This is a genomic window from Chitinophaga sp. XS-30 (assembly GCF_008086345.1).
Lineage (GTDB): Bacteria > Bacteroidota > Bacteroidia > Chitinophagales > Chitinophagaceae > Chitinophaga.
Genome location: NZ_CP043006.1, coordinates 1,525,203 through 1,536,992 on the forward strand (window position 1 = coordinate 1,525,203; position 11,790 = coordinate 1,536,992).

Annotated in this window: 11 protein-coding genes; 7 read left to right on the plus strand and 4 right to left on the minus strand. The window is 51.6% G+C overall.

The window, feature by feature from the left end; all coding sequences use genetic code 11:
* Positions 1 to 86 precede the first annotated feature (86 nt).
* Positions 87 to 1,790, minus strand: a complete 1,704-nt coding sequence (locus FW415_RS06455) for a peptide MFS transporter (RefSeq protein WP_148383457.1) — start codon at positions 1,788 to 1,790, stop codon at positions 87 to 89.
* 194 nt (positions 1,791 to 1,984) lie between these two features.
* On the opposite strand from FW415_RS06455, the gene purD reads away from it, so the two are divergent.
* From purD to FW415_RS06490, 7 genes are all read left to right on the plus strand, one after another.
* Positions 1,985 to 3,265, plus strand: a complete 1,281-nt coding sequence (purD, locus tag FW415_RS06460) for a phosphoribosylamine--glycine ligase (protein ID WP_148383458.1) — start codon at positions 1,985 to 1,987, stop codon at positions 3,263 to 3,265.
* Between the two features lie 153 nt (positions 3,266 to 3,418).
* Positions 3,419 to 4,441, plus strand: coding sequence for a rod shape-determining protein (locus tag FW415_RS06465; RefSeq protein WP_146860025.1), 1,023 nt, complete (start codon positions 3,419 to 3,421; stop codon positions 4,439 to 4,441).
* Positions 4,442 to 4,507: 66 nt separating this feature from the next.
* A complete protein-coding gene (gene mreC / locus FW415_RS06470; protein WP_148383459.1) occupies positions 4,508 to 5,410 on the plus strand; it encodes a rod shape-determining protein MreC in 903 nt (300 codons plus the stop codon).
* Positions 5,407 to 5,916 carry a rod shape-determining protein MreD gene (locus FW415_RS06475; protein ID WP_148383460.1) on the plus strand — a complete coding sequence of 170 codons (510 nt, stop codon included), beginning with the start codon at positions 5,407 to 5,409 and terminating at the stop codon, positions 5,914 to 5,916. The genes mreC and FW415_RS06475 overlap by 4 nt, the downstream gene beginning before the upstream one ends.
* Before the next feature lie 30 nt (positions 5,917 to 5,946).
* The gene (mrdA, locus tag FW415_RS06480; RefSeq protein WP_148383461.1) at positions 5,947 to 7,911 is read left to right on the plus strand and encodes a penicillin-binding protein 2; all 1,965 of its coding nucleotides are present in this window, start codon (positions 5,947 to 5,949) and stop codon (positions 7,909 to 7,911) included.
* Positions 7,912 to 7,918: 7 nt separating this feature from the next.
* On the plus strand, positions 7,919 to 9,205 hold the full coding sequence (gene rodA / locus FW415_RS06485) for a rod shape-determining protein RodA (protein WP_148383462.1): 1,287 nt from the start codon (positions 7,919 to 7,921) through the stop codon (positions 9,203 to 9,205).
* 17 nt (positions 9,206 to 9,222) lie between these two features.
* Positions 9,223 to 9,969: an MBL fold metallo-hydrolase gene (locus FW415_RS06490; RefSeq protein WP_168208695.1), complete on the plus strand. Its 747-nt coding sequence runs from the start codon at positions 9,223 to 9,225 to the stop codon at positions 9,967 to 9,969.
* Here the strand turns inward: FW415_RS06490 and FW415_RS06495 are convergent.
* From FW415_RS06495 to FW415_RS06505, 3 genes are read right to left on the minus strand one after another with little or no spacing between them, the layout of a single operon-like run.
* Entirely contained in the window at positions 9,966 to 10,463 is a 498-nt protein-coding gene (locus tag FW415_RS06495; protein ID WP_148383463.1) for a hypothetical protein, read from the minus strand. The two genes, FW415_RS06490 and FW415_RS06495, sit on opposite strands and share 4 nt — an antisense overlap.
* 4 nt (positions 10,464 to 10,467) lie before the next feature.
* Complete coding sequence (locus FW415_RS06500; RefSeq protein ID WP_148383464.1) at positions 10,468 to 11,097, minus strand: hypothetical protein; 630 nt, start codon at positions 11,095 to 11,097, stop codon at positions 10,468 to 10,470.
* Between the two features lie 22 nt (positions 11,098 to 11,119).
* On the minus strand, positions 11,120 to 11,683 hold the full coding sequence (locus FW415_RS06505; protein WP_148383465.1) for an RNA polymerase sigma factor: 564 nt from the start codon (positions 11,681 to 11,683) through the stop codon (positions 11,120 to 11,122).
* Positions 11,684 to 11,790 lie beyond the last annotated feature (107 nt).

Genomic DNA, 11,790 nt, shown 5'->3' on the forward strand with positions numbered 1-11,790 from the left:
GGATTTTATTAATTTATATATTAAATATAGTGATTTTTAGCGGGGTGCAGATAAAAAATGCGGAGTTGACGGCTCCGCATTTTTTGTTATTGTGCATTCATCATTTTCTGTAACTGCTTGGTAAGGGCGAACAGGATAATGGATGCTATCCCGGCCATCGCTACAAAGAGCATGAAGAATTCATAATGGTTATTCATATGGTAACCCAGGAAAACGGTTGTTTTGCCATCCGGGTACAAAGCGCTCAGTTCGCCGGCCAGCTTGTTGGCTACGGCATTGGCGAGGAACCAGACGGCCATCAGCAGCGATGCGAATTTTGCCGGCGCCAGCTTGTTCACCAGGGCCAGGCCAATGGGGGAAAGGCAAAGCTCGCCCCAGGTATGCAAGGCGTACATGCTCACGAGGAACATCATCGTTACTTTGGTGCCCGGCGCTACGTCTTTTACCCCGAAGGCGATCACGAGATAGCCGACGGCCAGCAGCATGAGGCCGATGGCCATTTTGGTGGGGGAAGAGGGTTCATATTTCCCGAGCTTCAGCCAGATAAAGGCGAATATCGGGGCAAAGGCCACCACAAAGATCGAGTTGAGGGATTGGAAGGTGCTGGCAGGCAATTCTTTAAGGATGATATTGCCCTGATCACCTGTCAACAGGGAGATATTCAGGTAAACCACATAAGCTGATGCAGCGGCGAGCAGCAGGTAAATGATCACCCTTACGCCCTTGGGGTCTTCCTGCAGGTTCTTGTGCGCGCTTTTGAAAGTCTTGAACATCAGGTACAGGAAACCGGCGGAAAGAATGGAAACAAGCCAGGTCGGGATGTTTAGGTTCAGTTCGCGGTTGGTTTGTTCATCGGCAAAGAAAGTAAGGGAAGCGCCGGCTTGTTCGAATGCGGTCCAGAAGAAGATCACGAAAAAGGCGACGATGAATATCACGGCTACTTTTTTCTTTTCGGGTATCGTCAGTTTTTTATCGGTGAAGATCATGACGGCGATAGCCAGCACCGCCAGGAGCAACAGGTAGGTAAGGAAGGGGACCACGCGGGCGTCTGTGTACAGCATGCCTACCATGGCGCAGGACATTACGAAAAGGCCGATATACACCAGAACGGCCTTGCCTTGTTTGGCATCTGCAGGAGGAGTGCCAAGCGGGGTGCCATCCGGACGGCGGAGGTAATGGTCTTTCAGCCAGCGGAAGGTGATCACGCTCAGCAGCATGCCGATACCTGCTGCCAGGAACGACCATTTGAAATCAGCGGGATTGCCGGTGTCGCCTACAGCGCCGCAGATAGCAGGCCCCAGGGCGCCACCCACATTGATACCCATATAAAAGATGGTATATGCGGCATCTATCCGCCGGTCACCCGGATTATAAAGCTGACCCACCATGGAGGAAATGTTCGGCTTGAAGAAGCCATTCCCCGCAATGATCACGCCCAGACCGGTAAAGAACAGAAAGGTGGAAAGGTCCGGAGAGGTATTGTACACCGATGCACAGCCAAATAATATAAACTCGCCCAGCGCCATCAACAGGCCGCCGACGATGATAGACCGACGGTTGCCCCAGTACCTGTCTGCCACGAAGCCGCCGATCAGCGGGGTGAGATAGGAAAGGCTGGTGTAGCTGCCGTATAAACTTGAAGCAAACGCTTTGTCAAAAGCCAGGGCTTTGGTAAGGAAAAGCACGAGAATAGCTCTCATGCCGTAATAATTGAAACGTTCCCACATTTCCGTGGTAAACAATACGTATAAGCCCTTCGGATGGCCTGTTGATGCTAGCTTCGCATTCATAAATGGTTAGTTTGATTTAGTTGATTTCTCTTTGATAAGCAGTTTCTGTGAAAATAAATGCGGCAATATAAAGAAAATCAGGTATCCCGGTGAAAAAACTGGCTTTTTTGGGTTTACTTTGCAAAAAATTTTCCGTTTGCAACTTTGTTGCCTTGCAACCGGGATCCCCTCATGTTATTACTTTTCAATCCATTATGAAGATTTTACTTTTAGGTAGTGGTGGCCGGGAACACGCCCTGGCATGGAAAATAGCACAAAGCGCTGCCTGTGAGCAGTTGTACATTGCCCCCGGAAATGCGGGCACGGCGGCGCATGGCACGAATGTGAACATCGCCGTGAATGATTTTGAGCAGATCAGGTCGTTTTGCATCGATCATCAGATAGATATGCTGGTGCCGGGTTCCGAAGAACCGCTGGTACTGGGCATTTATGATTTCTTCAAGTCGGATGACGCCCTGCGGCATATCCCGGTGATCGGCCCTTCCAAAGAAGGCGCGCAGCTGGAAGGCAGCAAGGCTTTTGCCAAGCAGTTCATGCAACGTCACCATATTCCTACCGCCTCCTATCGTGAATTTGACGACAGCAGCTTCGAGGAAGGCCTGGCTTACCTCCTGCAGCATCCCGTGCCCATCGTGCTGAAGGCAGACGGCCTGGCGGCAGGCAAGGGGGTGGTGATCACCTCTGCTTATGAGGAAGCGGCAGCGGAATTTGAAGGCATGATCAAATCGGCCAAGTTCGGGGATGCCGGCAGGAAAGTGGTCATAGAGCAGTTCCTTACCGGGATCGAGCTTTCCGTTTTTGTGCTGACAGATGGCAAAAACTATAAGATATTGCCTACGGCAAAGGATTATAAACGTATCGGAGAAGGAGACACCGGCCTGAACACCGGTGGCATGGGCGCGGTATCCCCGGTGCCTTTTGCGACTGACGCCTTCATGGAGAAAGTGGAAAATACCATTATCCGCCCTACAGTTGAGGGATTGCGCAAAGAAGGCATTATCTATCAGGGCTTTATTTTCTTCGGGCTGATCAATGTGGAGGGTGAACCATTTGTGATCGAATATAACTGCAGGATGGGGGACCCGGAAACGGAAGTAGTGATCCCGCGCCTGCAGAACGATCTGCCGGAGTTGTTCACCGCGGTGCAGCAGGAACGGCTGGATACCATGCAGATAGCGGAAGACCCGCGCGCTGCGGCAACGGTCATGCTGGTCAGCAAAGGTTATCCGGAAGCCTATGAGAAAGGCAGGGAGATCACCGGCATACCATTGCCGGCGAAAGACCAGCTGGTATTCCATGCAGGCACCAGGGCGGCTGATAATAAAGTGCTGACGAATGGCGGCCGGGTGATGACCGTTACATCTTTGGCAGGCGATTTGCGGATAGCGCTCGCTCACTCCAGACAGACGGCAGAAGACATTCAGTTCGAGGGCAAGTACTACAGGAGAGATATTGGATATGAGTTCATTAGCTGATGAACTTCGTAGAGGGATCAGGGATAGATAAAAAACGCATGTTGCAGCTGTGGCATTTAATTCGCGTACCTGCTTGAAAAATCCGATAATTGCATCGTATATTCGTTAGAATTATTCATTTTTGTATTCAAATATTTTTGACCGTATCAAACAATGGGCTTCTTTAACTTTTTAACTCAGGAGATTGCAATAGACCTTGGAACCGCCAACACGCTGATCATTCACAATGATCAGGTGGTTGTGGACGAACCTTCCATTGTGGCTATAGAAAGAGCCAGTGGCAAGATCGTTGCTGTGGGCAAAAAGGCGATGATGATGCACGAGAAGACGCATGAGTACCTGCGTACCATCCGCCCGCTGAAGGACGGTGTGATCGCGGACTTCAATGCTGCGGAAGGCATGATCCGGGAGCTGATCAAAATGATATATCCCAAGAAGCCCCTGTTTGCGCCCAGCTGGAGAATGGTGATCTGTATCCCTTCCAGCATCACGGAAGTGGAGAAACGTGCAGTGCGCGATTCCGCGGAACAGGCGGGCGCAAAGGAAGTGTACCTGATCCATGAGCCGATGGCGGCTGCCCTCGGTATAGGCATAGATGTGGAAGAACCCGTAGGTAATATGATCATCGATATCGGAGGCGGTACCACCGGCATCTCCGTGATCGCCCTGGCGGGTATTGTTTGCGATCAGAGCATCCGTATCGCGGGCGATGAATTCACAGCGGATATCATGGAAGCGCTGCGCCGCTACCATAGCCTGCTCATTGGTGAGAGAACAGCAGAGCAGATCAAGATACAGATCGGTTCCGCACTGAAGGAACTGGACAATCCGCCGGATGAGATACCCGTTAACGGCCGTGACCTTGTAACCGGCATACCCAAACAGATCATGGTCTCCTACCAGGAGATCGCGGAAGCCCTGGACAAATCCATCTTCAAGATAGAAGAAGCCATTCTGAAAGCGCTGGAAACAACACCGCCCGAGCTGGCATCCGATATTTACCGCCGCGGCCTGTACCTTACCGGTGGCGGCGCCCTGCTCCGGGGGCTGGACAAACGCCTTTCCCAGAAGATCAAACTGCCTGTGCACGTTGCGGACGATCCGTTACGCGCCGTGGTGAGAGGAACCGGCATCGCCCTGAAACATATCGGCAAATATCCTTTCCTGATGCAATAAAAATACTGGTACGGCCCCGCACACCCGGGGCCTGCCGTTTACCCGGAATCCTTACATTCGAATCAAGTGCGAAACCTGATCATTTTTTTAAGGCGGTATTTCAACTTCTTTCTGTTTCTGCTGCTGGAAGTGATCTGCTTTATTTTCGTATTCCGGCATAATAACTTTCAACGCACGGTGTACCTCAACTCTGCCAACAACCTCAGCGGCAGGTTGTATTCCCGGTACAACGATGTCACCTACTATTTCCACCTGCAGACCACGAACGACAGTCTCGTCAAAGAGAACACCATACTGCGGAACGAGCTGCTTTCGAGTTTTTCCGCGGCCGATACCGGCAGCACGGTCCGGTTCGATACCCTCCGGCGGTTCAGCAATGATTCCGCCCGCAGGCTGCTGGGTGTTGAGGCCCGCAAATTCCTTTATCGCGAAGCCAAAGTGATCAACAATTCCGTGAACCGGGAGATCAATACCGTTACCATCCGCCGGGGAAGCAAGCACGGCATCCGGCAGAACATGGGCGTGGTCAGCTCTACGGGCATCGTAGGCGTGGTGCGGAGCGTTAGTGAGAACTATGCGGTAGTGGTATCCCTGCTCTACAAATCATCCGCTTCGGCTACTTCCAACTTCGGTGTCAGCGCCAGGCTGCGCCGTTCCGGCGAGATCGGCACGGTGTACTGGGACGGCGACAATGCGGCCTATGCACAAATGAAGGACATCCCGCGCAGCGCCATCCTGCAAAAAGGAGATACGATCGTTACCAGCGGTTTCTCCGCATTCTTCCCGGAAGATATTCCCATCGGGTACATCGATACCTTCCGGGTGTCCGACCGGTCCAGCACCTCTTACAGTATCCGGCTGAAACTGGCGACGAACTTTTATAACCTGCAATATGTGTATGTGATCGAAAATCTGCTGCGTGATGAGCAGACGAAACTGGAAGATTCAACACGCAACCTGCTAAAATGAGCTTACTGTTAAAAAATATCATCCGTTTCATACTGCTGATCCTGTTCCAGGTGCTGGTGCTGGATCAGATATTGATACATCAGCTGGTGAACCCGTACCTGTACATGCTTTTCATCCTGCTGCTGCCTTTCAACCTGCCCCGGCCCGCCGTGCAGTTGCTGGGCCTGTTCCTTGGCCTTACGCTGGATATGTTCTCGGACACGATGGGCCTGCATGCGGCAGCCTGTGTGTTCATCGCCTATCTGCGCCCTTTCATTCTCAATATCCTCTCCCCGCAGGGTGGCTTTGAGGTGATCCAGCGCACCCCGTCCGTGACCAGCATGGGCACTTCCCAATTTGCTATTTACGTGTCTATCCTTGTTCTGTTGCACAACATCGTATATTTCTGCCTGTCCGTTTTCAGTTTCGCTGATCCCCTGTACCTGTTGATCAAGATCCTGTTATCCACAGCGGTCAGCCTCTTTCTTGTGCTGATATATGAGTTGTTGTTCTTTAGCAGGAAATAAGTATATTATGACATTAATTCAGGAACCTGCATGTCTGTTTACAATCAGCCCAGAAAGAGAATTATCCAGTTGATCATCCTTGGCATGGTGTCGCTCATCGTGGTGAGGCTGTTTTTTTTGCAGGTCATCGAAACGAAATATTCCAAGCTGGCGGATGCCAATGCCGTATTGAAGAAGGTGATCTATCCCAGCCGCGGCATTATTTATGACCGGAACGGGCGGAGTATTTTGCGGAATGAAGCGATGTACGACCTGGTGGTGACGCCTTCCAATGTAAAAAAGATCGATACCGCCTATCTCTGCGATATATTGGGAATTGACGGGGAAGAGTTCCATAAACGTATTGTTGATGCTATCGTCAGGAATGGCCGTGTACGCCAGTCCGTTTTCGCTTCCCTGCTCACGCCGGAGATGTATGGACGCCTGCAGGAGAGCATGCACCGCTTTCAGCCGGGGTTTGAACTGGTACTGCGGCCGGTGCGGTCCTACCCCTATGGTGTGGGAGCGAATTTCCTCGGGTATATCAGCGAAATATCCCCGCAGTTGCTGAAAGATCCTTCCGGCGCCTACAGCGCTTATCACCAGGGCGATTACATCGGCGCAACCGGGCTGGAGAAAACATATGAGAGCATTTTAATGGGGCAGCGGGGTATCCAGTACCTCATGAAAGATAACCTGAACCGCCCGCAGGGCTCATTGGAGAACGGGGAGTTCGATACGGTCGCCATCGCCGGAAAAAACCTGCGGCTCGCGCTGGATATCGAACTGCAGGTGCTGGGAGAAAGATTGATGAGGGGCAAGGTAGGCAGTATCGTCGCTATCGATCCGCAAACCGGCGGTATCCTGGCCATGGTCAGCGGTCCTTCCTTTGACCCGAATCTGCTGTCCGGCTCCTTCCGGGCAAAGAACTTCAACAAATTGTATGTAGATACGACGAAGCCGCTGTACAACCGTGCTATTCAGGCCGCTTATCCACCCGGTTCAACATTCAAGCCTATTACGGGCCTGATCGGCCTGGAAATGGGCGTGATCACGCCTTCTTTCGGGTTCAACTGCCTCGGCGGATATGGGTTATGTGGCCGTTTCAGCCGTTGCCTGCACAGCAATTTCGGCCATGCGGCCAATATACGGCTGGCCCTCGCCAACTCGTGCAACTCCTATTTCATGCATGTGTACCGGCTGTCTGTTGATGCAGGCAAATGGGGAGGCGTCATGAAAGGGCAGGCGAAGTGGACGGAATATTTAGAAGCCATGGGCTTCGGACATCGTCTCGGAATAGATATCCCGAGTGAGCTGGGCGGTATTATACCGGATACGGCCCGAATGAACAGGCGATATAATAATTTATGGAATTCCTGTTCCGAAATGTACGTGGGGATGGGCCAGGGGCTGTTGGGCGTTACGCCTCTGCAACTGGCAAATGCCATGTGCATCATCGCTAACCGGGGGCATTATTATATCCCGCACTTTGTAGAGAGTATCGATGGGGATAATTCAGACATCTTGCATAAGTACAAAGAGCAACACCAGGTAGCGCATATTTCCGACGAGGCATTCAATTCAGTGGTGCTGGGACTGGAAGATGTGGTAACACAAGGCACAGCACGCGGAGCGGCCATTGACGGAATTATCGTATGCGGCAAAACCGGTACTGCGGAAAACAAAGCCAGGATCAACGGGAAGATCGAAAAACTGAAGGATCACTCTTTGTTTGTAGGTTTCGCACCGCGGGACAATCCGAAGATAGCGATTGCAGTGATCGTGGAGAATTCCGGCTTCAGTACAACGTACGCGGTACCTATCGCCAGCATCCTGATGGAAAAATACCTGACGGATTCAATTTCGGCGAAACGCAGGCCCGTTCTTCAACGGATGTTGGAGGCCACTACCATGTCGCCTGAAATGAAAGCAAAATCGAAACTTGATTCGTTGAACAGTGTGAATTACGGCGTAACCGTGGGAGAAGACCTGTTGAACAAGATCATCTCAAAATAACCGACAAATGAACCGCTCACAAGCGAAGCTGACAGCAGGAATCGACTGGCCCATATTCGGGATGTACCTTGCACTGGTGCTGATCGGGATAATGGCCATCTTTGCGGCGGAATACCGGGAAGGGGATGATATCATCCGGAACCTCCTGGGGCAGAACAAGAACTGGGCCCGGCAGGCGCTCTGGTTCGCGGTGTCTATGGTACTGGCGGCGGGCATCTGGCTGACGGACAGTAAATTCTTCACGGCAACGGCCAATCTGTTGTATGCCTTCGGGATATTGCTTTTATTGCTGGTGCTCGCCATGGGGACCGGCGTGAAAGGCTCCAACTCCTGGCTGGAGCTGGGCGGTTTCCGTTTCCAGCCGGCGGAGCTCACCAAGCTCTGTACGAACCTCGCGCTGGCAAAATACCTGTCATCGCTTGAAACGGATTTCAGCAAGTTGCGTTCCCGGTTGATCGCGGCTGCCATGGTGCTTTTCCCCTTTGGGATCATCATTCTGCAGAATGAAACCGGCCTGGCGCTGGTGTACCTGGCTTTCTTCCTGGTGATGTTCCGTGAAGGCCTGCCAGGTATTCTGCTGGTCATCGCCTTTTCTGTGGTCATCCTCGTACTGTCGGCCCTGCTGGTAGACAAGTTTATCCTGTTGTACATATTCTCGGGCATTGCCGCACTGGTGATCTATTTCAGCCGGCGGGAGATCCGGCGCAAACGGTCCAGGATGGTGCTGATATTGACGATATGGGCTTTTTGTTCGGGATTTGTAATGTTCATAGTGCCTTTCATCTTCACTAAAGTGCTGAAAAATTACCACGTGCGCCGCATTGAGGTGATGCTGGGCAAGGAGAACGATCCCGAGGCTACTTACAACACCCGCCAGAGCATGATTGCCATCGGCTCCGGGGGATTCTGGGGCAAAGGGTATCTCAAAGGCACACAGACCCGGTTTGATTTTGTGCCGGAACAAAGTACGGATTTCATCTTCTGCACCATAGGCGAAGATTTCGGCTTCGCCGGCAGTTTCCTCTTCCTGGCCATTTATGTAGCCCTGCTCTTCCGGATCATCCAGGTGGCGGAACGGCAACGGTCCACTTTCAGCCGCGTATATGCGTACGGGGTAGCCAGCATTATCTTTTTGCATCTTTCCATCAATATATCCATGACCATCGGCTTAGCCCCGGTGATCGGTATTCCGCTGCCCCTCGTGAGTTACGGCGGCTCTTCGCTGATGACCTTTACCATGCTGATATTTATTATGCTGCGGCTGGATGCGGACAGGCAGATGGTTTTACGATAAAGCCGTACTTTTGCCGCATGGCTCGCATTATTCCCCTGTCTGAAGGCAGTTTTACAGTAGACGGCACCAAAAGCTTCGTTCCCTTCGATGAACAGCAAGATTCCCTGAAAGACCGTAACAGCGGTTCTTTGCTCGTGGAGATCCAGCCTTTCCTGGTGATCACGGACCGCGATATCCTCCTGCTGGATACCGGCCTCGGCTTCCGCACCGCGGACGGGGTGCTGCAATTGCACCAGAACCTGATCAACAACGGCATCAACCCTATGGAAGTCACCAAAGTACTGATGAGCCATCTGCATAAAGATCATGCCGGTGGTATCAGCGTGGAAGACCCGGTGACCGGTGAACGCTCCCTGAGTTTCCCCCATGCCACGTATTATGTGAACCGGGAGGAACTGGAATATGCTTTTGCGAATGACGGTAAATCTTACCTGAAGGCTGAAATCGACCTGTTGGCGAAGCGGGACAATGTGGTGATCACCGATGGGAATGGCAGTATTGACGGGTATATCCACCATGAAATGACCGGGGGGCATTGCCCTTATCACCAGGTATTCCTTATTGATGACGGGGAGGATAAAGTATTCTTCGGCGGCGATGTGGCGCCGCAGATATCGCAGATGAAAAGCCGTTTTGTGGCGAAATATGATTACGATGGAAAGCGCAGTATGGAATTACGCCAGGAGTTCATGGAGCGGGGCAAGGCAGCGGATTGGACCTTCCTGTTCTATCATGATACGAAACTGCCCACAACGAAGTTCTAGGGCCGGTTCTGCCGTTTGATCATCTTATTGTCCCGGCGTTCCTTCATCTGCCGGATCATCATATTCCGGAATTCCCTTTCCGAGCGATAGAGGATGCCTACTTTGCGGGCGGGGATGGCTTTCAGGAATTCCTGTTTGTAGCGCGTCTTGATATCCAGCATCTTCCTTTCATATCCCAGTTCTTTGTCCAGCGCAGCTGCCGCTACTTTATCATCTGTGCGGGGTTTTCCTTTCAGCTCCTGGGTTTTGCGCTTGCGTTCGGCGATCAGCTGGTTCACCTCATGGGTGTATTTGTTGTAGAGCGGCCAGAATTTCTGCGCCTCTTCCGGCGTAAGGTCCAGCTCCCTGGAAATATAGGCGATCTCCAGTGACTTGATCTTGTCCTGCTTGGATTGTGCCTCCTTTGCATTGTCCTGCGCCAGGGTCACCTGTGCAGGCAAAAGCATGATGCAGAGCAATCCGGAAAACAGCCGGATCAATAAACCTGGTTTCATATTTTTAGTTGAACGGAACATCTTTTAACAAGTTATCTTCCAGTATTTCTTCGATCTCTTCAGCGGAAAACTCCTCCGGCAGCGCAATGTCCGGAAGATTAACCGTTTCTTCATTCACTGATGCATTGGCGAAGATATTTTCAGTATCGAAAGCATCTGTGCGGAACTGCAGGTAATCTATGATCTCCTGGTCGCTCAGCTGGGCCAGCTGCTTGTCCAGCGATTTTGTGCCGAATTGTTTGGAAAGCAGTACAGCGCCGATGCTGATGGCGCCGGCAATAGCTGCGGCCACCAGGCATTTTTTATACAGGCGAAGCCTGCGGCCCATTTTTACCACCCTGCCCGGAGGCGCTTCCAGTTTGCGTGCAGACACGTTGCGGGTGAGCGCATCAAAATACCCATCTTCTACCGTGAAAGGCGACTGGCGGGGAATAGCAGCCAGGAAAGGGGATAACTCAGCCAGTTCGGCGGTTATTTCCTCTTTTTTTTCCATGGCACGGATCTGTGCCATCATTTTGCCCGGGAAATCCTCAAAATATTCGCCCGGCACATCGAATTCAGGAGCCGGGCCCAGCGCATCAAGCCCCGGAGCGATCTCCCGTAATTCCTTTCCGATATCATTCCCTTTGTTCATATAAATAAGACGGCAATTGTCGTCAATGGTTTAAATCAGCGTTCTTCATGAATTCTTCCACTTTTTTCACGGCATGATGGTAGGAAGCTTTCAGCGCCCCTTCCGATGTATCAAGCACATGGCTCATCTCTTCATAGGGCATTTCCTCATAATACCTGAGGGAGAAGACCGCCCGCTGTTTCTCCGGCAGTGAAAGGATCGCTTTTTGCAGCTTCCATTCGATCTTTCCGGCGTCGAAATGGCTGTCTGCCTGAAGTTTATTGCTCAGGCCGGACTCCACGTCCGAGAGGGAAATGGCGGCCTTCCGCTTCTGCTGCTCCAGGAAAGTGAGGCACTCATTCGTGGCGATCTTGTACAACCAGGTATAAAGGCGGGCATCCTCCCGGAAGTTCCCGAGGCTCTTCCAGACCTTAATGAACATATTCTGCAATACATCGTTTGCATCCTCATGATCGATGACCAGGCGCCTGATATGCCAATACAACCTTTCCTGGTACTTCCGCATGATCAGCGTAAATCCCTTTTCTTTTGTTTCAGGCTGCCTGTATAGCGACAGTAGTTCGTTATCTTCTTGCGATACAGCCATAAATGGGTAGACAGTGAAAAAGACAGATCCCCGGTGGAATAAGCATTTGTTAAATATATCAAATTCCATGGATACAAGCTCCCTTGAAAAAGAAAAACCATCATTGA

Coding starts and splice junctions, on each gene's coding strand:
- FW415_RS06455 (WP_148383457.1), bottom strand. CDS start 1,790: ATGAATGCGAAGCTAGCATCAACAGGCCATCCGAAGGGCTTATACGTA.
- purD (WP_148383458.1), top strand. CDS start 1,985: ATGAAGATTTTACTTTTAGGTAGTGGTGGCCGGGAACACGCCCTGGCA.
- FW415_RS06465 (WP_146860025.1), top strand. CDS start 3,419: ATGGGCTTCTTTAACTTTTTAACTCAGGAGATTGCAATAGACCTTGGA.
- FW415_RS06475 (WP_148383460.1), top strand. CDS start 5,407: ATGAGCTTACTGTTAAAAAATATCATCCGTTTCATACTGCTGATCCTG.
- mrdA (WP_148383461.1), top strand. CDS start 5,947: ATGTCTGTTTACAATCAGCCCAGAAAGAGAATTATCCAGTTGATCATC.
- rodA (WP_148383462.1), top strand. CDS start 7,919: ATGAACCGCTCACAAGCGAAGCTGACAGCAGGAATCGACTGGCCCATA.
- FW415_RS06490 (WP_168208695.1), top strand. CDS start 9,223: ATGGCTCGCATTATTCCCCTGTCTGAAGGCAGTTTTACAGTAGACGGC.
- FW415_RS06495 (WP_148383463.1), bottom strand. CDS start 10,463: ATGAAACCAGGTTTATTGATCCGGCTGTTTTCCGGATTGCTCTGCATC.
- FW415_RS06500 (WP_148383464.1), bottom strand. CDS start 11,097: ATGAACAAAGGGAATGATATCGGAAAGGAATTACGGGAGATCGCTCCG.
- FW415_RS06505 (WP_148383465.1), bottom strand. CDS start 11,683: ATGGCTGTATCGCAAGAAGATAACGAACTACTGTCGCTATACAGGCAG.